This window comes from Sabulicella flocculans (assembly GCF_045449635.1).
GTDB lineage: Bacteria > Pseudomonadota > Alphaproteobacteria > Acetobacterales > Acetobacteraceae > Roseococcus.
In genome coordinates, this window is the sequence record NZ_JBJJBR010000008.1 from 1 (window position 1) to 26,585 (window position 26,585).

Annotated in this window: 21 protein-coding genes; 12 read left to right on the top strand and 9 right to left on the bottom strand. The window is 72.6% G+C overall.

Going from position 1 to position 26,585, the window contains the following annotated elements; translation table 11 throughout:
- Positions 1-411: 411 nt before the first annotated feature.
- The 4 genes from rpmI to pheT all read left to right on the top strand — a co-directional run bounded on the left by rpmI (position 412) and on the right by pheT (position 4,787).
- Positions 412-618: a 50S ribosomal protein L35 gene (gene rpmI / locus ACI6QG_RS09785; RefSeq protein ID WP_407024375.1), complete on the top strand. Its 207-nt coding sequence runs from the start codon at positions 412-414 to the stop codon at positions 616-618.
- Positions 619-636: 18 nt separating this feature from the next.
- A complete protein-coding gene (rplT, locus tag ACI6QG_RS09790; RefSeq protein ID WP_407024376.1) occupies positions 637-1,014 on the top strand; it encodes a 50S ribosomal protein L20 in 378 nt (125 codons plus the stop codon).
- A 75-nt stretch (positions 1,015-1,089) separates the two neighbouring features.
- Positions 1,090-2,157: a phenylalanine--tRNA ligase subunit alpha gene (gene pheS / locus ACI6QG_RS09795; RefSeq protein WP_407024377.1), complete on the top strand. Its 1,068-nt coding sequence runs from the start codon at positions 1,090-1,092 to the stop codon at positions 2,155-2,157.
- A 137-nt stretch (positions 2,158-2,294) separates the two neighbouring features.
- The gene (pheT, locus tag ACI6QG_RS09800; protein ID WP_407024378.1) at positions 2,295-4,787 is read left to right on the top strand and encodes a phenylalanine--tRNA ligase subunit beta; all 2,493 of its coding nucleotides are present in this window, start codon (positions 2,295-2,297) and stop codon (positions 4,785-4,787) included.
- A 267-nt stretch (positions 4,788-5,054) separates the two neighbouring features.
- Here pheT and ACI6QG_RS09805 read toward each other — a convergent pair whose 3' ends face one another.
- On the bottom strand, positions 5,055-5,645 hold the full coding sequence (locus ACI6QG_RS09805; protein WP_407024379.1) for a histidine phosphatase family protein: 591 nt from the start codon (positions 5,643-5,645) through the stop codon (positions 5,055-5,057).
- A 53-nt stretch (positions 5,646-5,698) separates the two neighbouring features.
- Between ACI6QG_RS09805 and ACI6QG_RS09810 the strand changes: the two genes are divergently transcribed.
- Both ACI6QG_RS09810 and lepA read left to right on the top strand, forming a co-directional pair.
- Complete coding sequence (locus tag ACI6QG_RS09810) at positions 5,699-6,886, top strand: MFS transporter (protein WP_407024380.1); 1,188 nt, start codon at positions 5,699-5,701, stop codon at positions 6,884-6,886.
- A gap of 227 nt (positions 6,887-7,113) precedes the next feature.
- On the top strand, positions 7,114-8,922 hold the full coding sequence (gene lepA, locus ACI6QG_RS09815) for a translation elongation factor 4 (protein ID WP_407024381.1): 1,809 nt from the start codon (positions 7,114-7,116) through the stop codon (positions 8,920-8,922).
- A gap of 139 nt (positions 8,923-9,061) precedes the next feature.
- Here the strand turns inward: lepA and ACI6QG_RS09820 are convergent, their stop codons facing one another.
- Positions 9,062-9,805 carry a Crp/Fnr family transcriptional regulator gene (locus tag ACI6QG_RS09820; protein WP_407024382.1) on the bottom strand — a complete coding sequence of 248 codons (744 nt, stop codon included), beginning with the start codon at positions 9,803-9,805 and terminating at the stop codon, positions 9,062-9,064.
- Positions 9,806-9,917: 112 nt separating this feature from the next.
- Here ACI6QG_RS09820 and ACI6QG_RS09825 point away from each other — a divergent pair, with 112 nt between their 5' ends.
- From ACI6QG_RS09825 to ACI6QG_RS09835, 3 genes are all read left to right on the top strand, one after another.
- The gene (locus ACI6QG_RS09825) at positions 9,918-11,714 is read left to right on the top strand and encodes an amidohydrolase (RefSeq protein WP_407024383.1); all 1,797 of its coding nucleotides are present in this window, start codon (positions 9,918-9,920) and stop codon (positions 11,712-11,714) included.
- 19 nt (positions 11,715-11,733) lie between these two features.
- Complete coding sequence (locus tag ACI6QG_RS09830; protein WP_407024384.1) at positions 11,734-13,746, top strand: amidohydrolase; 2,013 nt, start codon at positions 11,734-11,736, stop codon at positions 13,744-13,746.
- A gap of 1,229 nt (positions 13,747-14,975) precedes the next feature.
- Positions 14,976-15,857 carry a LysR substrate-binding domain-containing protein gene (locus ACI6QG_RS09835; RefSeq protein ID WP_407024385.1) on the top strand — a complete coding sequence of 294 codons (882 nt, stop codon included), beginning with the start codon at positions 14,976-14,978 and terminating at the stop codon, positions 15,855-15,857.
- Between the two features lie 7 nt (positions 15,858-15,864).
- Here ACI6QG_RS09835 and ACI6QG_RS09840 read toward each other — a convergent pair whose 3' ends face one another.
- From ACI6QG_RS09840 to ACI6QG_RS09870, 7 genes are all read right to left on the bottom strand, one after another.
- The gene (locus tag ACI6QG_RS09840) at positions 15,865-16,842 is read right to left on the bottom strand and encodes a Bug family tripartite tricarboxylate transporter substrate binding protein (protein ID WP_407024386.1); all 978 of its coding nucleotides are present in this window, start codon (positions 16,840-16,842) and stop codon (positions 15,865-15,867) included.
- Position 16,843: 1 nt separating this feature from the next.
- The gene (locus tag ACI6QG_RS09845; protein WP_407024387.1) at positions 16,844-17,572 is read right to left on the bottom strand and encodes an enoyl-CoA hydratase/isomerase family protein; all 729 of its coding nucleotides are present in this window, start codon (positions 17,570-17,572) and stop codon (positions 16,844-16,846) included.
- Positions 17,569-19,953 carry a xanthine dehydrogenase family protein molybdopterin-binding subunit gene (locus tag ACI6QG_RS09850; protein ID WP_407024388.1) on the bottom strand — a complete coding sequence of 795 codons (2,385 nt, stop codon included), beginning with the start codon at positions 19,951-19,953 and terminating at the stop codon, positions 17,569-17,571. The genes ACI6QG_RS09845 and ACI6QG_RS09850 overlap by 4 nt, the downstream gene beginning before the upstream one ends.
- Positions 19,946-20,434, bottom strand: coding sequence for a (2Fe-2S)-binding protein (locus tag ACI6QG_RS09855; RefSeq protein WP_407024389.1), 489 nt, complete (start codon positions 20,432-20,434; stop codon positions 19,946-19,948). The genes ACI6QG_RS09850 and ACI6QG_RS09855 overlap by 8 nt, the downstream gene beginning before the upstream one ends.
- On the bottom strand, positions 20,431-21,297 hold the full coding sequence (locus ACI6QG_RS09860) for an FAD binding domain-containing protein (RefSeq protein ID WP_407024390.1): 867 nt from the start codon (positions 21,295-21,297) through the stop codon (positions 20,431-20,433). Before ACI6QG_RS09860 ends, ACI6QG_RS09855 begins: the two co-directional genes overlap by 4 nt.
- Before the next feature lie 712 nt (positions 21,298-22,009).
- A complete protein-coding gene (locus tag ACI6QG_RS09865) occupies positions 22,010-22,462 on the bottom strand; it encodes a MerR family transcriptional regulator (RefSeq protein ID WP_220118096.1) in 453 nt (150 codons plus the stop codon).
- Between the two features lie 11 nt (positions 22,463-22,473).
- Positions 22,474-22,959 (bottom strand): DUF411 domain-containing protein, encoded by a 486-nt coding sequence (locus ACI6QG_RS09870; RefSeq protein ID WP_220118097.1) that lies wholly within the window; start codon positions 22,957-22,959, stop codon positions 22,474-22,476.
- A gap of 132 nt (positions 22,960-23,091) precedes the next feature.
- Here ACI6QG_RS09870 and ACI6QG_RS09875 point away from each other — a divergent pair, with 132 nt between their 5' ends.
- Genes ACI6QG_RS09875 through ACI6QG_RS09885 form a run of 3 tightly spaced genes read left to right on the top strand, consistent with a single transcriptional unit; the run spans position 23,092 to position 26,534 of the window.
- Positions 23,092-23,745 carry a cation efflux transmembrane domain-containing protein gene (locus tag ACI6QG_RS09875; protein ID WP_255575249.1) on the top strand — a complete coding sequence of 218 codons (654 nt, stop codon included), beginning with the start codon at positions 23,092-23,094 and terminating at the stop codon, positions 23,743-23,745.
- 54 nt (positions 23,746-23,799) lie between these two features.
- A complete protein-coding gene (locus tag ACI6QG_RS09880) occupies positions 23,800-26,205 on the top strand; it encodes a heavy metal translocating P-type ATPase (RefSeq protein WP_220118098.1) in 2,406 nt (801 codons plus the stop codon).
- Positions 26,202-26,534 (top strand): SHOCT domain-containing protein, encoded by a 333-nt coding sequence (locus ACI6QG_RS09885; RefSeq protein WP_407024391.1) that lies wholly within the window; start codon positions 26,202-26,204, stop codon positions 26,532-26,534. Before ACI6QG_RS09880 ends, ACI6QG_RS09885 begins: the two co-directional genes overlap by 4 nt.
- Positions 26,535-26,585 lie beyond the last annotated feature (51 nt).

The following is a 26,585-nucleotide window of genomic DNA, read 5'->3' on the forward strand; positions in this document are numbered from 1 at the left end:
CGGTGGCGCCGCCGCCGGTGGTGCCGGCGCCGCCCGCGCCGCCGGCCTGACGCCGCGCCCGCCACCCCGCGCCGGTCATCACCGCCGGGATGCCGCCGCGCGCGAGCATTCCTCCCGGCGCGACGCCCCGCGCGCGCAGCCTTGACGAGGCGCTGCCCCGCACGGGCCTCCCTGGCGGCGCGGGGCCCCATGCGGGCAGCCCTGGCGAAACGCCGCCACCGCACGCGCCGTCCCGCCGGGGGCCGTGGCGGACCCCAGGCCCCGCCACCGGTTTGACTCCTCGCCATCGCGGGGCTACACGCCGCGCTTCCCCGCGCCGCCGGCCTTTTTGGACAGCCCGGCCGGGACGCGTCTCCCCCTGGCGTGGTGCCGGGGCGCGGGACGCACCACCCCACCGAGAGGAGGGCCCGAATGTCCAAGATGAAGACGACGTCGAGCGCCAAGAAGCGCTTCAAGATCACCGCCACCGGCAAGGTGCTGGCCGGCCCCGGCAAGAAGCGGCACAACCTGTCCGCCCGCTCGCAGAAGGCCAAGCGGCAGAACCGCGGCTCCCAGGTCCTCACGGACATGGACGCCAAGACGGTGAAGCACTGGCTGCCCTACGGCCTGCCCCGGTAAGCGGAAGGAGAGCGACAGATGGCCCGAGTGAAGCGCGGCGTCACCGCCCATGCCCGGCACAAGAAGGTGCTGGACCTCGCCAAGGGGTATGTGGGGCGTTCGTCCACCACCTACCGCGCGGCGCTGCAGCGCGTCGAGAAGGCGCTGCAATACGCCTACCGCGACCGCCGCAACAAGAAGCGTGAGTTCCGCGGCCTGTGGATCCAGCGCATCAACGCCGCGGTGCGCGAGCACGGCATGACCTATTCGACCTTCATCGCCGGCATCAAGGCGGCGGGGATCGAGATGGACCGCAAGGTGCTGGCCGCCATCGCCTATGAGGACCCCGCGTCCTTCGCCGCGATCGTGGAGCAGGCCAAGGCCGCGAAGCCCGTGGAAGCCGCCCCGGCGGCTTGACCTCGCGGCGCATCGCGCCAAACAGGGGCCGCGGCGCGAAGGCGCCCGCGGCCCTTTTCGCATCCGGGTGAGTGCATGACCGAAGACCTCGACGCGCTGCTGTCGCGCACCGAAGCCGAGCTGGCCCAGGCCGCCGACCTGCGCGCGCTGGACGCCGTGCGCGTCGCCACCCTGGGCAAGAGCGGCGCGCTGACCGCGCTGCTCAAGGGCCTGGGCGCCGTCCCGGCCGAGCAGCGCAAGGAGCGCGGCGCGGCGCTGAACACGCTGAAGTCCCGGCTGGAAGCGGCGCTGGAAGCCCGCCGCGCGGTGCTGGAGGAAGCCGCGCTCGACGCCCGCCTGCGCGCCGAGGCGACCGACGTGACGCTGCCCGCGCGCCCCGCGCCGCAGGGCCTGATCCACCCCATCTCCCGCACCATCGAGGAGCTGACGGCGATCTTCGGCGCCATGGGCTTCGCCGTGGTGGAAGGCCCGGACATCGAGGGCGACTGGTACAACTTCGCCGCGCTGAACATCCCTGACCATCACCCGGCGCGGCAGGACCAGGACACCTTCTACCTGCCTGGCGAGACCGACGGGCGCCGCACCGTGCTGCGCACCCAGACCAGCCCGCTGCAGATCCGCACCATGCTGGCGCAGGAGCCGCCGATCCGCATCATCGCGCCCGGCCGCACCTACCGCGCCGACCACGACGCCACGCACAGCCCGATGTTCCATCAGGTCGAAGGGCTGGTGATTGATCGCGGGATCACGCTGGGCCACCTCAAGGGCTGCCTGACGGATTTCCTGCGCGCCTTCTTCGGCATCGCCACCCTGCCGGTGCGCTTCCGCTCCTCCTACTTCCCCTTCACCGAGCCCTCCATGGAGGTGGACATCGGCTGGAACCGCCGCACCGGCGAGCTGGGCGGTGGCGGGGATTGGCTGGAGATCCTGGGCTCCGGCATGGTGCATCCGCGCGTGCTGGCCAATTGCGGGCTGGATGCGCGCGAGTGGCAGGGCTTCGCCTTCGGCATGGGGATCGAGCGCATCACCATGCTCAAGCACGGCATGGCCGACCTGCGCCCCTTCTACGAGGGCGACGTGCGCTGGCTGCGCCACTACGGCACCAGCCCGCTGGCGCCCTTCACGCTGCACGAGGCGGGCTGACATGGCCGTGCTCGCTTACGAAGGATGCGGCCGCACGGCGGACGCCGCCGCCAACCCGGCCTCCCCGCCCGCGCACCCGTCGCGCGGCGAAGCCCAGCGCGCGGATGCGCGCGCCCGGCGTCTGAGGGCATAGAACGATGAAGTTCCCGCTTTCCTGGCTGCGCGAGCACCTCGACACCGAGGCCTCGCTCGACGCCATCACCACCACCCTGTCCGCCATCGGCATCGAGGTGGAAGGCGTGGAGGACCGCGCTGCCGCGCTGGCGCATTTCCGCATCGCCCGCGTGATCGAGGCCACCCCGCACCCCAATGCCGACCGCCTGCGCGCCCTGCGCGTGGATGTGGGCGACGGCGTGGAGCGCAGCGTGGTCTGCGGCGCGCCCAATGCCCGCACCGGCATGCTGGGGGTCGCCGCCCTGCCCGGCGCCTTCATCCCCGGCACCGGCATCACGCTCAAGGCCGGCGAGATCCGCGGCGTGAAGAGCGAGGCGATGATGCTCTCCTCGCGCGAGATGGGGCTGGGCGACGACCATTCCGGCATCGTGGACCTGCCGGCGGACGCCCCTGTGGGCGCCCGCTACGTGGATTATGCCGGGCTGGACGACCCCATCATCGAGATCAAGGTCACGCCCAACCGCGGCGACGCGCTGAGCGTGCGCGGCGTGGCGCGCGACCTCGCCGCCGCGGGCCTTGGCACGCTGAAGCCCTGGAACGCCGAGCCCGTCGCGCCCGCCTACGAGACGCCGCTGCAATGGCGCATCGAGGACCCACGCGCCTGCACCTGGGTGCTGGGGCGCGCGGTGCGCGGCGTGCGCAACGGCCCTTCGCCGCAATGGCTGCAGGACCGGCTTGTGGCGATCGGGCTGCGGCCCATCTCCGCGCTGGTGGACGTGACCAACTGGTTCACCTTCGCCCTCGGCCGCCCGCTGCACGTCTTCGACGTGGCGAAGGTCAAGGGTCCCACCGTCACCATGCGCTTCGCCCGCGAGGGCGAGGCGATGCTGGCGTTGAACGGCAAGACCTACGCCCTCACCCCGGAGGACGGCATCATCGCCGACGCCGACGGCCCGGAAGCCCTGGGCGGCGTCATCGGCGGCGAGCACAGCGGCTGCGACGAGACGACCACCGAGGTCTTCATCGAATGCGCGCTGTTCGACCCCGTGCGCATCGCGCTCTCCGGCCGCCGCCACGGCATCCACACCGACGCCCGCGCCCGCAACGAGCGCGGCCTGGACCCCGCCCTGATGCGCCCGGCCCTGGAAGCCGCCACCCGCATGATTCAGGAGCTCTGCGGCGGCGAGGCCTCCACCATCACCGAGGCCGGCGCCGAACCGGCGTGGCGCCGCACCGCCACCCTGCGCTTCGCGCGCATCGCCACCCTGGGTGGACTGGACCTGCCGCCCGACGAGGCGGTGGCGCGGCTGGAGCGCCTGGGCTTCACCGTCGCCGCGCGCGACGCCGCCTCCGTCACCGTCCACGTCCCCTCCTGGCGCAACGACATCGCGGCGCCGATCCTGCTCGACCAAGACCCGGCGCTGGACCCCGCCCGCGCCGCCACCGCCGCCGAGGGCTGCGCCGCCACCGAGGCCGAGGCCGACTTGGTGGAGGAGGTGCTGCGCCTGGGCGGGCTGGACGCGGTGCCCGCCGTCTCGCTGCCCGTGGCCGCCGTGGTGCCCGCCCCGGCGCTGGACGCCCGGCAGACGCGCACCGCCCTGGCGCGCCGCGTGCTGGCCGCGCGCGGCCTGCTGGAATGCGTGACCTACGGCTTCACCAGCCGCCGCGTCGCCGCGCTGTTTGGCCCCGCCGCGGAGCGGCCAGGCGATGGCCCGTCGGATGCGCTGCGGGTGGAGAACCCCATCAGCACCGACCTGGACCAGATGCGCCCGACGCCGCTGGCCACCCTGGCCCTGGCCGCCGCCGGCAATGCCGCGCGCGGCTTCGGCGACGTGGCGCTGGGCGAGGTCGGCGGCGGCTACCTCGACCCCTCGCCCGCCGGGCAGCGCGCCATGGCCTGCGGCATGCGCACCGGCCGCACCGCGCTTTCCTGGGCCCCCCCCGCCCGCGCGGTGGACGCGCTGGACGCCAAGGCGGACGCGCTGGCGGTGCTGGAAGCCCTGGGCGTGCCGATGGCCGCCTTGCAGGTCACGGCGGATGCGCCGGCGCATTACCACCCCGGCCGGTCCGGCGTGGTGCGCCAGGGGCCGAAGACCGTGCTGGCGCGCTTCGGCCAGTTGCACCCGCGGCTGTGCGCCGCGCTGGACCTGCCGGAAGGCGCCGTGGGCTTCGAGGTCTTCCTCGACGCCGTGCCGGAGCCCAAGCGCCGCAGGAAATCCGCGCCCGACCTGCCCCTCTTCCAGCCCATCCGCCGCGACTTCGCCTTCCTGGTGGATGCCACCGTACCGGCGGAGAAGCTGCTGCGCGCCGCCCAGAACGCCGACAAGGCCCTGGTGACGGAGGTGGTGCTGTTCGACCGCTACGCCGGCCCCAACCTGCCCGAGGGCAAGGTCAGCCTCGCCATCCAGGCCACGCTGCAACCGCGCGAGCGCACGCCCACGGATGCCGAGATCGAGGCGGTGGCGCAGAAGATCATCGCCGCCGTGGCCAAGGCGACGGGCGCGGCGCTGCGCTAGATCATGATCCGCAAACGCGGGTCATGATCCAGCCTTTGCTGAGGGGACGATTCACCGCCTTGACGATTTCATCAAGGCGAATCGTGCTCCAGCGCCGGTGGCGCGGGGCCAGCCGCGTCGGCGACGCGGCGCCCCTCCCGCCGGGCTTGGCCGGCGGCGCCATCGCCGGCCTGCATCGGCCGGCAGGGGCGTTCCGGCGCGATGATCCCGCGCATCGGCCGCGCCGCATCCATCCTGGGGGAACGCCGGCCCTGGCCCGGCGCCTCGTCAGCCGCAGCGATGCGCCCCGCCGCCGGGCAGCGGCGCCGGCTCCAGCGTCGCCACCGGCTGGCCCTGCCGCCACAGCATCAGCGAGCCTTCCGGAAACTCCGCCTGGGTGATGCTGCGGCCGGGCGGCGACATGGCGCTGCCCATGTGGCCGACCAGGGCGCGGTTCAGCCCGGGCGGCGGCGGCTCGGCCAGCAAGGCGCGCTGGGTGCCGGCCATGGCGCGGCGGGCGAATTCGTCGCTCAGCAGGCGTTCGTCGGGCTCCGCGGCGCCGAAGGCCAGGACCGCCGTCTCGAAGGCGCGCGGCACGGGGGAGGCGCGGACCGGGCGTTCCAGCGGCACGCCGGCCAGCGCGGCGCCGATGCGCGCGGCCTGCGCGCGGCCCTCGGGCGAGATGTGGCGCTGGCGGGCGGCGTCGCGCCAGTCATCGGTGGCGTCGCAGCCGGTGCCGCGCGTGTCGGCGTGGCGCAGCATCAGGGTGAAGCCGCCGCCGGCCAGCGCCGCCAGCCAGGGGCGCAGCGCCTCGCCGCGCAGCACCGGCGGCGGCGTGAAGCCGGCAAGCGGCAGGAGGAGCAGGGCCCGGCGCAGCATGGGGCCGCAGATGGCCCCGCCTAACTCCCTGAACAAGCGCGATATTTGAAGACGTGTTCACCTATGCCACGCTGCGCGGGATGCATCGCCGCTGGCCCAACCTCCTGCTCCTGCTGCTCGGGGTCATGCTGGCGCCGGCGGTGTGGTTCGCCGGCACCGCCGCGGCGCCCGCGCTGCTGGCGCAGGACGCCATCACCCGCGCCCAGGCCGGCTGGCTGGCGGCGGCGGTGCAGGCGGGCTTCGTGGGGGGCACGCTGCTTTCGGCGCTGCTGTCGCTCAGCGACCGCTGGCCGGCGCGCCGCCTGTTCCTGGGCAGCGCGCTGGTGGCCGGGCTGGGCACGGCGGCGCAGGCTTTCATCGAGCCCGCCGGGCCGGGGGCCTTCGCCCTGCGGGTCCTGGCCGGGGCGGCGATGGCCGGCATCTACCCGGTGGGGATGAAGCTGGCCGCCACCTGGGCGCGCGGCGACATGGGGCTGCTGATCGGGCTGGTGGTCGGCGCGCTGACGCTGGGCTCGGCGGCGCCGCACGCCATCCCGGCGCTGCTCGGCTCGCCGGATTGGCGGGTGGTCTACCTGGTGGCGGGCGGGGTGGCGCTGCTGGGGGGCTTGTGCGTGCTGCCGGTGCGCCCCGGCCCGCTGGAAACCCGCCGCCCGCCCTTCGACCCCCGCCAGGTGCTGGAGATCTGGCGCGACCGCCGGCTGCGCCTCGCCACCCTGGGATACCTGGGCCACATGTGGGAGCTGTATGCGGTCTGGGCCTGGGTGGGGCTGTTCCTGGCGGCGCAGGGGGCCGGCTGGCCGGCGGGGGCGCTGACGGCGCTGGTGGTGGGCGCCGGGGCCATCGGCTGCGTCGCGCTGGGGCTGCTGGCCGACCGCTTCAACCGCGCGCGGATGGCGGCGCTGGCGATGCTGGCCTCGGGGCTCTGCGCGGCGACCATCGGCTGGGCGCCGGCTTGGCTGGTCTGGCCGCTGGCGGCGCTGTGGGGGCTGACGGTGGTGGCGGATTCCGCGCAGTTCAGCGCCTGCACCGCGCTGTGCGCCCGGCCGGACTACCTGGGAACGATGCTCACGGCGCAGACGGCGCTGGGCTTCGCGCTGACCGTGCCGGCGATCCAGCTGATGGCCTGGGCGGTGCCGGCGCTGGGCTGGGCCGGCGCCTTCGCCCTGCTGGCGCCGGGGCCGTTCCTGGGGGCCTGGGCGATGTGGCGGCTCGCGCCGCGTCTCGACGCGGCGCGGGGGTGACGGGCGCCGCGTCTCGACGCGGCGCGGGGGTGACGGGGGCCGCGTCTCGACGCGGCGCGGGGGTGACGTGGGCCGCGGCCGGGCGCGGCGCAGAGGTTCAGACCGCCGGGTCCGTGCGCAAGCCGCAGACGAAGCCCGCAGATGCGCCAATGCGCGCGCGGCCAGCGCTTTGACTTCCGGGGGGGATGCCCTATCTCCCGGGGCAACTCCTCCCCTGCCGGGCCTCCATGACCTCCGAAACGCCGCTCGACCTCATCCGCAACTTCTCCATCGTGGCGCATATCGACCACGGCAAGAGCACGCTCGCCGACCGGCTGATCCAGAGCACGGGCACGGTGGCCGACCGCGACATGAAGGAGCAGCTCCTCGACAACATGGAGCTGGAGCGCGAGCGCGGCATCACCATCAAGGCGCAGACCGTGCGCATCAGCTACAAGGCGAAGGACGGCCGGACCTACACGCTGAACCTGATGGACACGCCCGGCCACGTGGACTTCGCCTACGAGGTCTCCCGCAGCCTGGCGGCCTGCGAGGGCAGCCTGCTGGTGGTGGACGCCTCGCAGGGGGTGGAGGCGCAGACGCTCGCCAACGTCTACCAGGCGATCGACGCCAACCACGAGATCGTCCCGGTGCTCAACAAGATCGACCTGCCGGCCGCCGAGCCCGCGCGGGTCAAGCAGCAGATCGAGGACGTGATCGGCCTCGATGCCTCCGACGCGGTGGAGATCTCCGCCAAGACCGGGCTGAACATCGAGGGCGTGCTGGAGGCCATCGTCACCCGCCTGCCCGCGCCCAAGGGCGACGGCAAGGCGCCCACCAAGGCGCTGCTGGTGGACAGCTGGTACGACAGCTACCTGGGCGTGGTGATCCTGGTGCGGGTGAAGGACGGCCACCTGCGCAAGGGCCAGAAGATCCGCATGATGAGCAACGGCGCCACCTACACGGTGGACCAGGTGGGCCACTTCACGCCCAAGATGGTGCCGGTGGACAGCCTCGGCCCGGGCGAGATGGGCTTCCTGACCGCGGCGATGAAGACCGTGGCCGACACCAGCGTGGGCGACACCATCACCGACGACCGCAACCCGGCGGCCGAGGCGCTGGCCGGCTTCAAGCCCTCCATCCCCGTGGTGTGGTGCGGCCTGTACCCGGTGGACGCCGACGACTTCGACAAGCTGCGCGACGCGCTGGCCAAGCTGCGGCTGAACGATTCCAGCTTCCACTTCGAGCAGGAGACGTCGCTGGCGCTGGGCCTGGGCTACCGCTGCGGCTTCCTAGGCCTGCTGCACCTGGAGATCATCCAGGAGCGCCTGTCGCGCGAGTTCAACCTGGAGCTGATCGCGACCGCGCCGAGCGTGGTCTACACGCTGGAGATGAACGACGGCACGGTGCAGGAGCTGCACAACCCCGCCGACATGCCCGACCCCACGAAGATCAAGGCGATCCAGGAGCCCTGGATCAAGGCCACCATCTTCGTGCCCGACGACTACCTCGGCTCCATCCTGACCCTGTGCAACGAGCGCCGCGGCCAGCAGGTGGAGCTGACCTACGTCGGCAACCGCGCCATGGCTGTCTACCGCCTGCCGCTGAACGAGGTGGTGTTCGACTTCTACGACCGGCTGAAGTCGGTTTCCCGCGGCTACGCCTCCTTCGACTACAGCATGGACGGCTACGCCGAGAGCGACCTGGTGCGCATCTCCATCCTGGTGAACAACGAGCCGGTGGACGCGCTGGCCTTCATGGCCCACCGCAGCAGCGCCGACAAGCGCGGCCGGCAGATCTGCGAGAAGCTGAAGGACCTGATCCCGCGCCAGCTGTTCAAGATCCCCATCCAGGCGGCCATCGGCGGGCGCGTCATCGCGCGCGAGACCATCAGCGCGCTGAGCAAGGACGTGACGGCCAAGTGCTACGGCGGCGACATCAGCCGCAAGCGCAAGCTGCTGGAGAAGCAGAAGGAGGGGAAGAAGAAGATGCGCCAGTTCGGCAAGGTCGAGATTCCCCAGAGCGCCTTCATCGCCGCGCTGAAGATGGACAGCTGAGGGGCTGGCGGAGGAAGCGCACCGGGATTCGAACCGTCGCCAGCACTGTGGCCCGTGCGGATCGCCTGCTTTGAATGCATGCGATCCCCGGGGTCGCCAACTGCCCGCGAGCGCCCGGCCGCAAGGCTGCTACCGGGTTTCATGCCTCGTCCAGGTTGCTTGCGAAGGCTGAAAGCGCGGCTGGCACGAGGATCGCGATCCTCTGATACCCGACGCGGACCCAGCCGCGGCTCGCGAAATCGGCGAGGCATCGGTTGACCATCTGCCGCGATGCGTTGGCCATCTCGGCGATGTCGTTCTGGGAGAGGCGGTAACCGGGCGGGTCGCCCGGCGGCATGCCACGAAGCACGCCGGTGGCCCGCAACAGCGTCGCCGCGACGCGACGGTCCACGCGCGGGATCAGGAGGTCCGAAACCGTCTCGATCGCGACGCCCATGTTGGCGTTCGCCAGGACCGCAAGGCTCCGCGCGACCGCGATGCTGCCGCGCGAGAGGTCCGAAAGCGCCGCCAGCGACACATACAGCGTGCTGGTCGGTTCGATTGCGCGGAACCCGAGAACGCGCCGCCCGCGCGTCATGAGAGGGCCGTGGCCGAACCAGGTGCCGCGCCGGGCAACATGCGCCAGGCGGGGCTCACGGCCTTCGGTCGCGACGAGAATCCCGATCGCGCCGGTCGCGATCCCGTAGGTTCCTCCGGCATCGTCGCCGATGCGGAAGACAACGTCGCCGGCGCCGAAGTTGATCGGTTGGGCGCGCGCAAGAACCGCGTCCTTCACCTCGGGGGGCTCCTGCGCCAGCCACCCATGTTCGCGCAGCGCAGTCTCGGCTTGCAATCGCTCCATGTGGTCCACTTTGCAGGCCCGCCGCGGCGCGGTCGTGACCATTCGGTCAGATGTCTGTTTTCAGACAAAGCGATCCGCCGCGCCATGACAACCTCCGCCGCGGGGAGACGATCTGCGGCGGCCGATGCGCTGCCGATGGAAGGAGGGTGCGCCCATGTGCATAGCCTGCAGCCCGCTCGGTACGCTCATTTCCACGGCCAAGCCAGCGACCCGCCGAGGCATCATGGGCGGGACGGCCCGCCTTGCTTTAGGCGCCGGCGCGGCGGGTTTCGGCCTGCGGTTCCGCTGCGCCGAGGCCCAGGCCCCCGCGCCGGGCGGTGCTGCGGAGGCGATCTATGCCGGCGGCCCGATCCTCACCATGAACGACGCCGCCCCGGCCGCCGAGGCGGTGGCGGTCCGCGGCGGGCGCATCCTCGCGGTAGGCACGCGCGCACAGGTGGAGGCGACGCGCGGCGCGGGAACGCGGATGGTCGATCTCGGCGGCCGCACGATGCTGCCTGGCTTCTTCGACGCGCATGGCCATGCTCTGGTCTGCGGCCTGCAGGCGCTGACCGCCAACCTGCTGCCGGCGCCGGACGGCGAGGGCGACGACATTCCGGCGCTCATCCGCCTGCTGCGCGCCTGGGCGGAGGCGAACCCGGCCGCGGTGCGCCGCTACGGACTGATCTTCGGCTTCGGCTACGACGAGAGCCGGCTGAGGGAACAGCGCGTGCCGACCCGCGACGACCTCGACCAGGTCTCGACCGAGGTGCCGGTGCTGATCATGCACACCTCCGGCCACATCGGGGTGGGGAATTCCAAGGCGCTGGAGATGGCGCGCATCACGGCGGAGACCACCGACCCGGAGGGCGGCTGGTTCCTGCGTCGCGAAGGCTCTCGCGAGCCGAACGGCGTCGCGCAGGAACTGGCGCTGGCGGCGCTGTTCGGGCCGCATCTCGCGCGCTTCGACCCCGATGCGTGGCTCGCCATCGTGCGCGCGGGCGCCGAGTTCTACGCCTCCTTCGGCTACACCACCTGCCAGGAGGGCCGCGCCATGCCGGGCGCGGTGCAGAGCATCGTCGCGGCCGCCGAGCGCGGGCTGCTGCCGATCGACTACATCGCCTATCCCGACATCGTCGCCGCCTCCGACCAGATCCGTGCGCCGCTGCATGCGCGGACCTACCGCAATCGATTCCGCGTCGGCGGCGCGAAGCTGACCATCGACGGCTCCCCGCAGGGCAAGACCGCCTGGCTGTCGCGCCCCTACCACGTGCCGCCGCCGGGCCAGCGCCCGGACTATGCCGGCGCGCCGACCATCGCGCCCGAGGCGGTCTTCCGCGAGGTGGACCGTGCCTTCGCCGAGGGTTGGCACCTGCTCTGCCACGCCAACGGGGACGCCGCGATCGATCTGATGATCGCCGCGGCGCGGGCGGCGACTGGGAAGCACGGCCGGGCCGAGCGGCGGATGACGCTGATCCACGGCCAGACGCTGCGAGAGGACCAGGTCGACCAGTTGCGCGAACTGCAGATCATCCCATCGCTGTTTCCGATGCACACCTTCTATTGGGGCGACTGGCACCGCGATTCCGTGCTGGGGCCGGATCGGGCGGAGAACATCTCGCCGACCGGCTGGTGCCTGCGGCGCGGGATGATCTTCACGAGCCATCACGATGCGCCGGTGGCCAAGCCGGATTCGATGCGCGTGCTGTCCTCCACTGTCACGCGCCGGTCGCGCACGGGCGACGTCATCGGCCCGCAGCAGCGCGTGCCGGTTTCCGTCGCGCTGAAGGCGATGACGATCTGGCCGGCGTTCCAGCATTTCGAGGAGGCGTCGAAGGGCTCCATCGAGGTCGGCAAGCTCGCCGACTTCGTCGTGCTGTCGGACAACCCGATGACGGTGGACCCGGAGAAGCTGGCCGAGCTGAAGGTCGTCGAGACGATCAAGGAAGGCGCGAGCGTCTACCGCGCCTGATTGCGCAGGAGAAAGCGACATGACCACGACACGCCGCAACCTCGCCGGCGCCGCGCTCGGCCTCGTCGCCGCCGGCGAGGCCGCCGCCCAGGCGCTCGGCCTGCAGGACATCATCGGCCGCGTCGCGCCGCAGCGCGAGGCGACGATCTACGTGGCGCGGGAGGTCATCACCATGGACCCGCGCCGCCCGCGCGCGGAAGCCGTCGCGGTGGTGGGCGAGCGCATCGCCGCGGTCGGCACCCTGGCCGAACTCCAGGCGCTGGCGCGCGACCAGCCCTTCCGCGTGGACCGCTCCTTCGAGGGCAAGGTGATGCTGCCCGGCTTCGTCGAGCAGCATGTGCATCCCGTGCTCGCCGGGCTGATGGTGATCACCGAGGTCATCGCCATCGAGGACTGGGACACCACCACCGGCTTCCGCCCCGCCGTGCGCGACGAGGCCGGCTACCGCCGCCGCTTCGCCGAGGCGCTGGCGGCGCACAAGGCGCGCGACCCGCAGGCGGTGTTCCTCACCTGGGGCTACCACCACTACTTCCACGGCGCGATGTCGCGCGAGTGGCTCGACGCGCAGGCCGGCGAGACGCCGGTCATCGTCTGGCACCGCAGCCAGCACGAGGTCTTCCTCAACACCACGCTGATGCGCCGCATGGGGGTGGACGACGCCTTCCTCGCGACTTTCACGCCGAGCGCGCGCGCGCAGACCGATGTCGCCAAGGGCCACTTCTTCGAGCAGGGCATGCTGAAGGTGCTCGAGAAGATCGCGCCCGCCATGGCGACACCCGATCGCATGCGCCAGGGGCTGGAGTTCACCGTCGGCTACTACCACCGCAACGGCATCACCATCGCGGCCGAGCCGGGCGGCCTCTACTCGAAGCCGCTGCAGGACGCGGTGAACGCGGTCTATGCCGCGGATGCGACGCCCTTCAACCACTACTTCATCCCGGACGGGAAGTCCTTCCTGGCGCTGCACCCGGACGACCCCGCGGCGATGATCGCCGAGACGCGCAGGACGCTCGACTGGGGATCGGGCCGGGCGCGCTTCCTGCCGCAGCAGGTCAAGCTGTTCACCGATGGCGCCATCTACAGCCAGCTGATGCAGATGCAGGACGGCTACACCGACGGCCATCACGGCGCCTGGATCATGGATCCCGACCTGTTCTCGCATGCCTTCCATCTCTATTGGGACGCCGGATACCAGCTGCACATCCACAACAACGGCGATGGCGGCATGGAGGTGGTGCTGGCCAATGTCGAGCGCGCGCAACGCCGCCGCCCGCGCTTCGACCACCGCACCGTGCTGGTGCATTTCGGCTTCGCCACGCCGGACCAGATCGCGCGCGCCGGGCGGCTCGGCTGCATCGTCAGCGCCAACCCGTACTACGTGACGGCACTGGCCGGGCGCTACGCGCAGATCGGCATCGGGCCGGAACGCGCGCGGCGGATGGTGCCTCTGAAGGATGCCGAGACTGCGGGGATGTCGATCTCGTTCCATTCCGACATGCCGATGGCGCCCGCGAAGCCCCTGCAGCTGATCTGGGCCGCGGTGAACCGCACCACCGCAGAAGGTCCGGTGATGGGGGAGGACCAGCGCGTCTCCCTCGACCTCGCGCTGCGGGCGATGACGATCGAGGCGGCCTTCTCGATCAGGCTGGAGAACGAGGTCGGCTCGATCACGCCGGGCAAATACGCCAACTTCACCATCCTGGAGCAGAGCCCCTACGCGGTGGCGCCCGCCGCGCTCAAGGACATCGCGGTATGGGGCACCGTGCTGGAGGGGCGCGTGCAGCCCGCGCCGGCCGCGCCGGCGACGGGACCGCGGCGTGCCGAGGCGCCCCGCCCGGCGCGGCTGGCCGGCGGCGCCGCGCCGTCCGGCCGTTTCAGCGCCGCCGAACCGCCATCCGACGCCCGTCTTGCCGCTGCCTGCGCCGGCCACGCCTTCTGTACCCACACCGGGCCGGCCGCGGCGCTGGGCTGCGGTTGCGGCGGCGATGTCTTCGCCGCGCTGGTTGCCCTGGGGCTCGAACGGAAGGGCTGAACGGGACATGCGCACCAGATCAGCCCTGGCGGCCGCCATCCTGCGCGGCGCTGGTGCTGGTGCAGAACAACGTGCGGATGAACTTCGCCGGCCTGAGTGCCCGCGGGGTCTTCTGCGTTGACGCGCAGTACCTGTCGCCCTTCGTGAGCCCCGGCTCGATCTAACGGACCCTGCCGACAACGAACCCGCTGATCGGCGACGTCGTGGCACGGTCGGCGAATCTCGCCGCGCTTGGGCAGTCGGGGGACGGGCAGCGCTTCCTGATCACGCCCACCGCGCCGGGCGCGCAGAACGCGTTCATCTTCGTCCAACAGGAGCCGCCTGACCCGCTCCCCAGGCGAGCTGGGGCAGATCCGGCGGCCCGTCCTCGCCCCAGCCCATCGCGCACAGGGAGGCTGGCCATCGCCGTCCTGGATGGCATGCTCGATCCGAGCGCAACTGCCAAACCCGAATTCTTCAATCCGTGTCGTGGCTGAGCTGGCGGCAGGTCTGGGGGCAGCCGATCCGGAAGCACGCACCACCGCCAAAGCGCGGACACCCCGGAGAGGGTGCTAACTTGGATGGCCGCCGCAGGTACGTGCGGACGCGGAGGCGCAGGATGCTCCGACCGCGGATGAACGGATGATCCGCGCCCTGCTCGAGGCGTTGCTCGGCCTGCCTGTTGACCAATACCCCGACCGGCGGTGACTGTTTCGTCGCTCACACGGCCGGGCGCCGCTCGCTCTCCCCTGCGGGCCTAAGCGCCGCCCCGCGGGCCGGCGCTGCACCACGCCGAAGCGGCCCCTCGCCACAGGGTCAAGCCGACCGGTCAAGGAAGTGGCGGAGTTTGCCAGATACGCCGCGCGAGACGCTTGTTTCTCTCCCGCATCGAAATGACCGGTTGCCGGCGAGAAAGGCTCCGAACTCCTCGAACCCGTCGCTGGCATCGGTGGTGCCGATCACGCGCCTACGCCGGCCCGCCCGGTTCGTCGCCCTTGCCAATCACCTCGTTTGATTGCGGTCGCGCCGCAGCTTCGGCAAGTTGCCACTCGTCACACGCGCGGCATGGCGCGCAGGAGGCGATGGATGTCAGAACCGCAAGGCGCCGCGACACGAACGAATCGCCATGCCGGCCGCCATCGCGCCGACTCCGATCCCTGGGATCCCGCGCCGGAATCGCCCGGCCCATCGCCCTCCCCGCGGGGCGGCCGCTGACGCCGGCGATGGCGGGGAGGCCGCACCTGCCCTTGTTGGCCCTGCGCGCCTTCGAGGCCACCGGGCGGCTCGGCTCGGTGGCGGCCGCGGCGCGGGAACTCGGCGTGACGCATGGCGCCGTGTCCCGCCAGGTCGCACAGCTGGAGGCATGGCTCGGCACCAGCCTGTTCGAGCGGCATCCGGCGCGGCTGGTCCTGCGTGAGCCGGGCCGGGCCCTGCTGGCGGACACGACGGCGGTGCTGGACCGCCTGGCCCTGGCCACGCAGCAGGCGCGGGAACACGCGGGCCCGGGAGCCCTGCGGGTGAACGCGCCGCCTACCTTCACCATGCGCTGGCTGATCCCGCGGCTGTCCGGTTTCCAACGACGGCATCCCGGCGCGGAAGTGCGGATGACGACCGGCCTCGCTGCGGTGGCCTTCGGCGTCGGCGGCTACGACATCGCCATCCGCGGCGCGCAGGCGCCGCTGGCGGGCTGCCTGTCCGTGCCTTTCATGACGGAGCTGATCCTGCCCGTCTGCCACCCGGACCTGTGCGAGCAGGGCCCGCCGCCGCTGGAGCGCCAGACCCTGCTTACCTACGCGACCGAGCCGGTGCGGTGGGAGGAATGGCTGGAGGCCGCGGGCATGGCGCCCCCCCGCCCCGCCGCCACGCTGGGGTTCGAGCAGATGTACTTCGCCCTGCAGGCGGCGCAGGAAGGGCTCGGCCTGGCGCTGGTGCCCGCCTTCCTGGTGATGGACGACATCGCGGCCGGCCGCCTGGCTGCACCCTTCGGCACCCGCGGCGCCCGGCGCCGCCGCTACTTCGCCAATGCCGCCCGCAGCGGCCCGGCGGTGGACGCCTTCATCGCCTGGCTGGAGCAGGAAGGCCGCGACACCGAGCGGATGATGGAGGAATGGGCCGCCACGGTGCCGGGCTGAGGGCGCGTCATTCGTCCAGCCGCGCCCCGGTGCGCCGCACCACCTCGCCCCAGCGCGCGTGCTCGGCGCGCAGCAGCGCCTGGGCCTCGTCCGGGCTCGCGCTGAAGCGCGGCACCACGCCCATGGCGACCAGCCGCGCCTCGGCCTCCGGCACCTGCATGGTCCGCGCGATGGCGGCATGGGTGGCCTGCAGCGTCTCGCGCCCCACCCCCGCGGGGTAGGTGGCCATCAGCCAGGTGACGGCGGTGAAGCCGTCCATCCCCTGCTCCTGCATGGTGGGCACGTCGGGCAGGGCGGGCAGGCGCTCCCGCGTGCCGGCGGCCAGCGCCCGCAGCCGCCCGGCCTGGATGTGCGGCACGGTGGCCGCCGCCGTCTCCAGCGCCAGCTGCACCGTGCCGTTGATGACGTCCGTCACCCCCAGCGCCGAGCCGCGGTAGGGCACGTGGGTGATCTGCATGCCGTTGATGCGCTTGATCTCCTCCATCGCCAGGTGGGACACCTGCCCGATGCCGGAGGAGGCGTTGGAGAGCCGGTCCGGATTGGCCTGGGCGAAGCGGCGCAGGCTGGCGAGGTCGGTCACCGGCACGGCGGGGTTGGCGACCAGCACGAAGGGCAGGTCGGCCAGCAGCCCCGCCACCTCGAAGTCGCGCAGGGTGTCGTGCGGCACCTGGCGATAGACGTGCGGATTGACGCACAGCGCGCTCATGTGCGCGACCATCATGGTGGTGCCGTCCGGCGCCGCGCGCGCCAGGGCACCCAGCGCGAGGCTGCCGCCCTGGCCGGGCCGGTTGTCCACGATGAAGGTGTCGCGCGAGTTCGCGCCCATGCGGTCGGCCCACATGCGCGTGACGATGTCGGTGGCCTGGCCGGGCGGGAAGCCGACCAGGATGCGGACCACGCGCCCGGCCTGGGCCAGGGCCGGCGCGGCGAGGGGCAGGGCGAGGGCGGTGCCGAGCAGCGCGCGGCGGGGAAGGGCGGCGCGCATCTCAGTGGGCCGGCTTCTTCATGGCCTGGGCCGTGTTGACCATGGAGTGCAGGGCACGCGCGTAGTCGATCGCGCCGGCATCATCCATGCGCGGGGCCACGCGCAGGTATTCCTTCAGCCCCAGGATCGCCGGGCGGGGGCGGGAGAGGGTGAGCTGGCAGAAGCGCTCCACCTGCGCGTCCAGCTCCGCCTCCGGCACCACCTCGGAGACGATGCCGTATTCCATCGCGCGCTGGGCGGGGATGAAGTCCATCGAGTAGGCCATGCGCAGGATGGCGTTGCGGTTCATGCGGTCATACACCGCGCTCATCACCATGGTCGGCATCACGTTGTGGCCGATCTCGGGGATGTTGAAGCTGGCGGTGTCGGCGGCGAAGCTCACGTCGCACAGGGCGGCGACGGCCAGGCCGTAGCCCATGGCGCGGCCGCGGATGGCGGCGATGACCGGAACCTGCGCCTCGCGGATGGCGCGGTAGGAGCCGAAGACGCCGTTGTATTCCGGGCGCCGCTCATAGGCGCCGGCGGCGGCCGGGCCGGGCACGTCGCGCACGCGGCCGGTGCAGAAATCCGCCCCCGCGGAGGTCAGCAGCACGGCGTCCGATGCCTCGTGCGCGGTGCGCAGCGCCTCGGACATGGCGGCGGCCATGCTGTCCGTCACGCCGCAGCCCTCGCGGGCCAGGGTGACGCGCAGCAGCCTGCCGTCCTGGGTGATCTTCAGCGCCTCGCTCATCGGCGTCCCTCCTGGTTGGTTGACTGGATGGCCCGCCACAGGGCGGCGGGCGTCATGGGCAGCGCGTTGATCTCGGCGCCGATCGGCGCCAGCGCGTCGTTCAGCGCGGAGGCGATGGCCGCCGGCCCGCCCAGGTAGCCGGCCTCGCCCGAGCCCTTCTGGCCGAACTCGGTCAGCGGCGAGGGCGTGCAGTGGTCCACGATGGAGACGGACGGCACCTCCTGCGCCGAGGGCAGCAGGTAGTCCATGAAGGAGCCGGCCATGAGCTGCCCGTCCTCGCTGTAGGCGAAGCGCTCCATCAGCGCCGCGCCCAGGCCGTGCGCGACGCCGCCATAGGTCATGCCGTGGACCACGTCGGGGGAGATCATCACGCCGCAGTCGTGGCCGACGACGTAGCGGTGGATCTCCGGCTTGCCCGTCTCGGGGTCGATGCTGGCCAGCACGACGTGGCTCTCGAAGGAATGGCAGGGATACATCTGCACCCGCCCATCCTCCGTGGGGATCATGCCGCCGGTCGGCACCTCCCACACGAACTTCTCCTGCAGGCCGGGCTCCATGCCGTCCGGCAGGTTGTGGAACTCGCGATGGGCGATCTCGACGAGGCGGCCCCAGGTGATGCGGGCCTCGCCCAGCACGGCGTCGCCATCCTCCCAGCGCGGGGCGTCGGGCGGGGCCTGGAACTGGTGGGCGGCGATGGCGAGCATCTTGGCGCGGATGCGCTTCGCCGCCCCCGCCGCCGCCCCGCCCAGCATGATCGCCATGCGCGAGCCGACGGGGGAGTTGGAGGGCAGGGCATTCAGGCTGTCGGCGTGGATGACGCGGATGGAATCCGGCTGGCGCTGGAGCACCTCGCCCACCACGGTGGAGACCAGCGTCTCGTGTGCCTGGCCGGAGCTGGTGGTGCCCATCACGGCGGTGACGGCGCCGTTCAGGTCCACCCGCACCAGGCAGGAATCCATCCAGGTGGTGGTGGTGTTCTTCGGGTTGAACAGCGGCTCGAACGAGGAGTTGCCGCCCGAGGGCTCCAGGCAGGTGGAGACGCCGATGCCGGCGAGCCGCCCCCCGGCGCGCAGCGCGTCGCGCTGGCGCCGCAGGTCCTCGTGCCCCGCGGCGGCCAGGGCCTTGTCCAGCACCGCCGCGTAGTCGCCGCTGTCGTAGGAGGTGCCCGAGGGGATGAGGTAGGGGAAGGCGTCGGGCGGGATGAGGTTGCGCCGCCGCAGTTCCACCGGGTCCATGCCGAGGAAGCGCGCCACGCGGTCCATCCCCGTCTCGATGGCGTAGTTGGTGGGGGACTGGCCGAAGCCGCGCACCGCCTCCTGCGGCGTCTTGTTGGTCATCACCGACCAGGCGTCGTAGGTGACGGCGCCGATGGTGTAGGGGCCGACGATGGCGCCCACCGGCTTGCCGAGCTGCAGCGGCGATCGCCCGGCATAGGCGCCGACGTCGTCCAGCGCCTTCATGCGCATGGCACGCACGCGCCCATCGGCCTCGAAGGCCAGCTCCACGTCGAAGACGCGGTCGGGGCCCTGCATGTCGCCGCCGCGCATGTTCTCCAGCCGGTCCTCCAGGAAGCGCACGGGGCGGTGGAGGTGCCGCGCCAGCCAGCCCACCAGCACGGAGTGCTTGAGGCCGCGCTTCACGCCGTAGGAGCCGCCCACGTCCACGTCGTAATGCACGCGCACCGCGTTGCCCGGCAGGCGCAGGGCGCGGGCGAGCTGGTCGGGGAACTTGGGCATCTGGATGGAGGCCCAGACATCCAGCAGCCCCGTCGCGTCGCTCCATTGCGCGGTGGCGACGAAGGTCTCGATCGGCACGGTGGAGGAGCGCGCCCAGCGCACGCGGTAGCGCAGCCGGTGCGCGGCGGCCGCGAACTCGGCGTCCACCGGCCCCCAGTCGAAGCGGCGGTGCCAGATGACGTTGGAGCCGTGCGCCGGATGCACCAGCGGGGCGCCTTCGCGCGCGGCGTCCTCCGGGTCCACCACGAAGGGCAGGCCCTCGTATTCCACCTGCACCAGCTCGGCGGCGTCCTCGGCCAGGGCGCGCGTCTCGGCCACCACGGCGGCCACCCATTCGCCGGCGTAGCGCACCACGCCGCGTGCCAGCGGGAAGCGGGTGACGGCGGGCGCGTCCACGCCCGGCAGCATGGGTTCCAGCTCCCCGTTCAGCTCCTCGCCCGTCACCACCGCATGCACGCCCGGCAGGGCCAGGGCAGCGGCGGCGTCCACGGAGAGGATGCGCGCGTGCGGATGCGGCGAGGCGACGATGGCCACGTGCAGCAGCCCGGCCGGCACGATGTCGGCGGCGTAGCGCCCTTGGCCGCGCACGAAGCGCCGGTGCTCGACGGCGCGGCGGCGCTTGCCGATGAAGCGGAACTCAGCCATGCGCGGGCGCCCCTTGGCCGGAGGCGAGCTTCACCGCGTCCACGATCTGCTTGTAGCCGGTGCAGCGGCAGATGTTGCCGCCGATGGCCTCGCGGATCTCGGCTTCCGTCGGGTGCGGCACCCGGGCGAGCAGGTCGGTGCAGGCGACCAGCATGCCGGGCGTGCAGTAGCCGCATTGCAGCGCGTGGCATTCCAGGAAGGCGTCCTGCAGCGCCGACAGCGCGCCGCGCGCCGGGGCCAGCCCCTCGACGGTGGTGACGGACATTCCCTCGACCTGGGGGGCGAAGACGCAGCAGGCGCGCACCGGATCGCCCTCCAGCAGCACGGAGCAGGCGCCGCAGATGCCGTGCTCGCAGCCCGCATGGGTGCCGGTCAGGCCGAAATGGTCGCGCAGCAGGTCCAGCAGGGTGGTGCGCGGCTCGACCAGCGCGGTGCGCGGCATGCCGTTGACGGACAGGGTGACGGGGATGGGCGCGGTCATGCGATCCTCGGGGCGGCGGCGCGCAGCAGGGCGCGGCGCAGCAGCACGGCGGCCAGGTGGCGACGATAGGCGGCGTCGGCGTGCATGTCGGTGCCCGGCTCGCTGCGGGCGGCGGCGGCGGTTGCCACCTCGGCGGCCAGGGCCGCGTCCAGGCGGCGGCCGTGCAGGGCGGTCGCGAGGTCGGGAAAGGCAAGCGGGGTGCCGCCCACGCCGCCCAGCCCCAGCGCCGCCCGCGCCACGGTGCCGTCCGGCGCCAGCGCCAGCTGGCAGCAGGCCGAGGCCATGGCGAAGTCGCCGTGGCGGATCGCCACCTCCTCGAAGGCGGCGCGCGCGCCGGGCCAGACCGGCCACTCGCTCGCCAGCAGCAGCTCGTCCTCCGCCGTGGCGGTGAAAAAGGGGCCGTGGAAGAACTCGCGCGCCGGCACCCGGCGTTCGCCGCCCGGGCCGCGCAGCACCAGCGTGGCGTCCAGCACGGCGGCGGCCAGGGGCAGCTCCGCCACCGGGTCGGCATGCACCAGCGAGCCGCCGACCGTGCCGCGGTTGCGGGTCTGCACGTGGCCCACCCAGCGCAATGCCTCCGCCAGCAGCGGCACGGCGTCCAGGGCGGCGGCGTCGGCCAGCAGGTCGCGCTGGCGCAAGGTGGCGCCGAGGCGCAGGCGCCCCCCGTCCAGCGCGCGGTCGCGCAACATGTCCAGCCGGTTGACGTCCATCAGCACGGCGGGGCGCGCCAGGCGCATGGCCATCATCGGCACCAGCGACTGCCCGCCGGCGATCGGCTTGCAGTCGCCGCCGTGCTCGGACAGCAAGGCGAGGGCGTGGTCCAGCCCCTCGGCACGATGGAAGGTGAAGGGCGCGGCCTTCATCGGACGTCGCCTGCCATGACTCCGTATCCCCCCAGCTGCATGCCAGCGGCAGGATAGGGAGGCGCAGGCCCACTTCGGAACGGCAGGAATATGATCGCTGGCGTGACCTGGGATCACGCTCTATCGAGCTTGGCCTCGGTTTTTCTGGGCGAGGGGGTATCTCACTTCGCGTGGGCAGATCTCGTCATGTGCGTGCGCCGTGGCAGCGTGCCGCGCCGGATGCTGCGCTTCGCCCGAGCGACCTTCCGGCTCTCCTCCGCATTGTTTCGGCGGTGGGGCCCCAAGGGGTGCAGTGCGCCTCATCGCGACGCTCCCGTGAACGCCGCGCCACCCGTGCATCCGTAGAACGGCAAGGAAGCCTTCGCCCATGTTCAGAGGCATTCGGCCATAGCCGCAGCATCGTAGGTGGAATCGGGGTGTACTGGCCACGAAATCACGAAAATTGGTGGCATCTGGCGGAGGAGGTGCGACCGGTTACAAACGGCCCCTCGCAGGTTTTCGCTCGGCTTCGATGGTGTCCCGCGGGGATGCGCGCGCCAGAGCGAAAAGCAGCGTAGCGGTGCGAACCAGAGCGAAACTGGCGGAGCGGTGGGAACCGGAGTCCAACCTTCGCTGGGCAAACCGCGGCGATGGCGACCGCCCCCGCGCACCGGACAGTTTCTCGGCTGACAGCGGCTATCCCTCAAATCTGACGTGGTGTTCGACGATCGTTCTAGGCTGGCGCATGTTCGCTATCATGGCTCTGATCCGCGCAGTAATCGTGCGCGGCGTCGGCCAGCACCTCGATCACGCGGCACTCGGAGACTCGCTCGTTTTGGCAGTGGCTCATCCGTTCGAGTTCCGCCTCGAGCGAGCGGAGCCGGGCGATGCGGTCCCGGACAGCGGCAAGGTGGCGGCAGGCGATGACGTCGGCGCCCTCGCAGGGCGCGTCCGGCGCGGCATCGGCCAGGCGCAGCAGCTCGCGGATATCGTTCATTCCGAAGCCGAGCTCGCGCGCGTGCCGGACGAAGCCGAGCCGGCGCAGATGTCGGTCGGTGTAGAGCCGGTGCCCGCCCGCGCTGCGCATGGCGGGCGGCAAAATCCCCTCCCCCTCGTAGAAGCGGATGGTCGTGGCCTTCACCCCCGTGGCGCGCGACAGGTCGCCAATGGAGAGCCCGTTCCCCATGGCCGCCGGCCTCACGCCGGCCGGTCGCCGCGGGCCCGCGCGAAGGGCTCGCGCCGCCCGTCCGCCGCGAAGACGTAGACCGTGTAGGCGCGGGGCGCCGTGCCGGGCATTTCCATGCCCGGCGAGCCGATGGGCATGTCCGCCACCGCGATGCCGCGCCAATTCCCCGGTGCATCTAGGAACCGCCGGAGCGCGAAGGCGGGCACGTGCCCCTCCACGACGAGGCGCCCGTCGATGGTCATCCCCGTGTGGCACCCCGCCAGGTCTTCCGGGACCCCCGCGGCGCGACGCGCGGCGTCCAGGTCGGACGAGTCCTCGACGGTGACTGCAAAGCCGGCCGCGCGGAGGTGCTCCGCCCAACCCTCGCAGCAGCCACAGCCCGGGCTGCGCAGTACCCGCAGGGCTGTCGCGGCGCGCGCGGCGCACGGAAGAGGAATGCCGGCTGCAGCCGGGGCCAGGGCCAGCATGAGGGCGCGGCGGGGGAGGCGCAGGGGCAAGGGTGGTCTCCTCAAATTGCGTGGGAGCGGTCGGGCGGGCGCCCGGCAGACGCTCCTCTCGGGAGATAGGTGGGCTGGGTAAAACCTCTAGCGGCTGGAGATGCGTTCCATTTGGTAGCACGGATGGCGAGGATGTCGATGGCCGACGACGATGACGATCTGGACTACGCAGGGGCAAGCCCGGCCTACCGGCGCGCGCTCGGTTGGGTGGTCGCCCTGAACCTCGGTTATGGGGCCGCGGAGATCGTTGGCGGCCTGATGGCCGGCTCGCAGGCGCTCAAGGCCGACGCGCTCGACTTCCTCGGCGACGGTGCGATCACGCTGCTCGGCCTGCTCGCCATCGGGTGGGGGTTGGCACTGCGCGCGAAGGTCGCCTTCCTGCAGGGCCTGTTCCTCGCCGCGCTCGGCCTCGGGGTGCTGGCGACAACGGCGTACCGGGTGCTGGTGCAGCGCGTGCCGGAGGCAGAGGTGATGGGCCTGTTCGGCGCCGCGGCCCTGGTCGTGAACGTGGCCGCCGCTCTGATCCTGGCGCCGCACCGAAAGGGCGCAGGCGACGCCAACGCCCGGGCGGTCTGGTTGTTCAGCCGCAACGACGCGATTGGCAACCTGGCCGTGCTGGGCGCGGCGGGGCTGGTCGCCTGGACCGGCACGTCCTGGCCAGACCTCGCCGTCGCCGGCGTGGTGGCCGGGATCTTTCTGCACTCCGCTTGGCAGATCCTGCACGATGCCCGCCGCGACCTGCGCCGGGCCTCCACGGGAGGGGAAGGGCGAACCAAGGGGGGTTGAACCTCTAGTGGCTGGAAGTCCCATAACAGCGGACGACGGTCTTGGAGGTGTGGCATGGACGGCGGACGCGGTGCGGGTTCCCGGCTGGAATGGCGGGTGGAGGGCATGGACTGCCCGACCTGCGTCGGAAAGATCGAGCGGGCGGTCGGGCGCCTTACAGGCGTCTCCGAGCTCTCCGTGAACATGGCCAGCGAGCGGCTGAGCCTGTGCCTCGCCCCCGGCGGCGCGACGGCCGAGGAGGTCGAGCGCGCGGCCGCGGCCGTGGGCCACCCGGCGCGGCGCCTCGCCCCGGCGGCGGAGACCAGGGTGCTGGAATGGCGCGTCGAGGGCATGGACTGTCCGAGCTGCGTCGCCAAGATCGAGGCCGCCGTCGCGCACCTCCCCGGCGTCTCGGACGTCTCGGTGAACATGGTTGCCGAGCGCCTTCGGCTACGCCTCGCCCCCGGCGAGGCGACGGCTGAGGACGTAGAGCGCGCGGCTGCGGCCGTGGGCCATCGTGCGCGTCGGGTTGAGGCGCCGGCGGCGGAGGGCGTGGCAGGAAAGCAAGGCCCCTCCCGGCCGGCGGATCGGGACGACGACGGCGCGGCGCGGGCCTGGTGGGCGACGGGCAAGGCACGGCTGGTCTGGCTTCTCGGCGCGCTCGTCGCCGCTGCCTGGGTCGCGGCGCACCTTTTCCCGGCCGCGTCCTATCCTCTCTACCTCGGCGCCACGTTCGTCGCGCTGGTCCCGTTTGGTCGGCGCGCCTTCGCCCTCGCCCGCGTGGGCAATCCGTTCTCGATCGAGACGCTGATGGTGACCGCTGCGTTCGGCGCCGCTCTCATCGGCGCGGCCGAGGAGGCAGCGCTCGTCGTACTGCTCTTCGCGGTTGGTGAGCTGCTGGAGGGCATCGCGGCAGGACGCGCGCGGGCCGGCATCCGAGCGCTGGTCGCGCTGATGCCGCGCACGGCGCTGTGCCGCCTGCCAGACGGCACGACGGAGGAGGTGCCTGCGGAGCGGCTGGCGGTGGGCGACCTCGTCCTCGTCCGCCCCGGCGACCGCGTGCCGGCCGACGGCGTGGTGGTGGAAGGACAATCCGCCCTCGACGAGAGCCCGGTGACGGGCGAGAGCGTCCCCGTCACCCGCGGATCTGGTGACCCGGTGGTGGCCGGCAGCGTGAACGCGGAGGGCGCGCTAGTGATCCGCGTCACCGCCGCCGGCGAGGGTAGCACGCTCGCGCGCATCGCCCGCATGGTGGAGGAGGCCACGGCGACCCGCGGGCGCACGCAGCGCTTCATCGAGCGCTTCTCGGCCTGGTGGACGCCGGGCGCGATGGCCGTCTCGGCACTCGTCGTCCTCGTGCCACCCCTGCTCTTCGGCGGCGACTGGGGGACCTGGATCTACCGTGGCTTGGCGCTGCTGCTGGTGGCCTGCCCCTGCGCGCTGGTGATCTCGGTGCCCGCCGCCATGGCCTCTGGCCTCTCGGCCGGTGCCCGGCGCGGTCTGCTGGTGAAGGGCGGCGCGGCGCTGGAGGCGATCGGGCACGCGCGCACCGTCGCCTTCGACAAGACCGGCACCCTCACGGAGGGCAAGCCGCGCGTCACGGATGTGCTGCCCGTCGAGGGCGTGGCTGAGGCGGAGCTGCTGCGGCTCGCGGCGGCGGTGGAGGCTGGATCCTCCCATCCTCTCGCGCGCGCGGTCCTCGCCGAGGCCGCCGCCCGGAGCATCGCGCCCCCGCCAGCTCGTGCCGCAGCGGCGATCCCCGGCAAGGCAGTGGCGGCGAGCGTCGAGGGCCGCCGGATCGGCGTCGGGAGCCCTGCCTGGGCCGCGGAGGGCGGCGCGGCCTTGCCGCCGGCGCTGGACGCGGCGCGGGCCCGGCTGGAGGCGGAGGGCAAGACGGTCGCCGTCGTCACCGCCGACCGCGCCGCGCTCGGCCTCCTCGCGCTGCGCGACGAGCCCCGCGCGGATGCGGCGGAGGCCGTGGCCGCCCTGAAGCGCCTCGGCGTCGGCGCGGTGATGCTGACGGGCGACAACCTGCGCACCGGCGCCGCCATCGGCGGGGCGCTCGGCCTGGAGGTGAAGGCGGGCCTGCTGCCCGCCGACAAGCTGCGCGAGATCGCCGCCCTGAAGGAGCGCGGCCCGGTGGTGATGGTCGGCGACGGCATCAACGATGCCCCGGCGCTCGCCGCCGCGACCGCCGGCGTGGCGATGGGTGGCGGCACCGACGTGGCGCTGGAGGCGGCCGACGCCGCGCTTCTGCGCGAGCGCGTCTCGGGCGTCGCTGAGCTCGTGCAGCTCTCCCGTGCCACGCTGACGAACGTGAAGCAGAACGTGGCCGTCGCGGTCGGGCTGAAGCTTGTCTTCCTCGTCACGACCGTCACGGGAGTGACGGGGCTCTGGCCCGCGATCCTCGCCGACACGGGCGCGACCGTGCTCGTTACACTGAACGCGCTCCGCCTGCTCGCCTGGAGGCCCACACGATGATGCCGAAGAGAACTGCCCTTGCCGCGCCCCTGCTCGCCCTCGTCCCCGCCACGGCCCTGGCGCAGCCGATGGGGCCGGGTGGCGGCTGGGGCGACCGCCCCTGGATGATGATGCACGGCAGCTGGGGGTGGGGCTGCGGCCTTGCCTGGCTGGTCGCGTTGGGCGCGCTGGCCGCGCTCGCGGTGGTGCTGTTGCGCCGCCGCGGGGGCGGCGCGGCGGCCGGCCTGGCCGGCGCCGCCGTCGAGGCTCTCGACCTGCGCTACGCGCGCGGCGAGATCGAGCGCGACGAGTACGTCCGCCGCAAGGCCGACATTCTCGGCCGCGGCTGAGGCATCCCGCTCGCCGACCGGCGAGCGGGCCAACGCGGGGCGCAGGCCGTC

Bases quoted from the DNA above. Each gene is read 5' to 3' on its own strand.
- ACI6QG_RS09860 (WP_407024390.1), bottom strand. From the start codon at position 21,297: ATGAAGGCCGCGCCCTTCACCTTCCATCGTGCCGAGGGGCTGGACCAC.
- lepA (WP_407024381.1), top strand. From the start codon at position 7,114: ATGACCTCCGAAACGCCGCTCGACCTCATCCGCAACTTCTCCATCGTG.
- ACI6QG_RS09875 (WP_255575249.1), top strand. From the start codon at position 23,092: ATGTCGATGGCCGACGACGATGACGATCTGGACTACGCAGGGGCAAGC.
- ACI6QG_RS09855 (WP_407024389.1), bottom strand. From the start codon at position 20,434: ATGACCGCGCCCATCCCCGTCACCCTGTCCGTCAACGGCATGCCGCGC.
- rplT (WP_407024376.1), top strand. From the start codon at position 637: ATGGCCCGAGTGAAGCGCGGCGTCACCGCCCATGCCCGGCACAAGAAG.
- ACI6QG_RS09845 (WP_407024387.1), bottom strand. From the start codon at position 17,572: ATGAGCGAGGCGCTGAAGATCACCCAGGACGGCAGGCTGCTGCGCGTC.
- ACI6QG_RS09830 (WP_407024384.1), top strand. From the start codon at position 11,734: ATGACCACGACACGCCGCAACCTCGCCGGCGCCGCGCTCGGCCTCGTC.
- pheT (WP_407024378.1), top strand. From the start codon at position 2,295: ATGAAGTTCCCGCTTTCCTGGCTGCGCGAGCACCTCGACACCGAGGCC.
- ACI6QG_RS09820 (WP_407024382.1), bottom strand. From the start codon at position 9,805: ATGGTCACGACCGCGCCGCGGCGGGCCTGCAAAGTGGACCACATGGAG.
- ACI6QG_RS09805 (WP_407024379.1), bottom strand. From the start codon at position 5,645: ATGCTGCGCCGGGCCCTGCTCCTCCTGCCGCTTGCCGGCTTCACGCCG.
- ACI6QG_RS09850 (WP_407024388.1), bottom strand. From the start codon at position 19,953: ATGGCTGAGTTCCGCTTCATCGGCAAGCGCCGCCGCGCCGTCGAGCAC.
- ACI6QG_RS09825 (WP_407024383.1), top strand. From the start codon at position 9,918: ATGTGCATAGCCTGCAGCCCGCTCGGTACGCTCATTTCCACGGCCAAG.
- pheS (WP_407024377.1), top strand. From the start codon at position 1,090: ATGACCGAAGACCTCGACGCGCTGCTGTCGCGCACCGAAGCCGAGCTG.
- ACI6QG_RS09885 (WP_407024391.1), top strand. From the start codon at position 26,202: ATGATGCCGAAGAGAACTGCCCTTGCCGCGCCCCTGCTCGCCCTCGTC.
- ACI6QG_RS09880 (WP_220118098.1), top strand. From the start codon at position 23,800: ATGGACGGCGGACGCGGTGCGGGTTCCCGGCTGGAATGGCGGGTGGAG.
- ACI6QG_RS09840 (WP_407024386.1), bottom strand. From the start codon at position 16,842: ATGCGCGCCGCCCTTCCCCGCCGCGCGCTGCTCGGCACCGCCCTCGCC.
- ACI6QG_RS09865 (WP_220118096.1), bottom strand. From the start codon at position 22,462: ATGGGGAACGGGCTCTCCATTGGCGACCTGTCGCGCGCCACGGGGGTG.
- rpmI (WP_407024375.1), top strand. From the start codon at position 412: ATGTCCAAGATGAAGACGACGTCGAGCGCCAAGAAGCGCTTCAAGATC.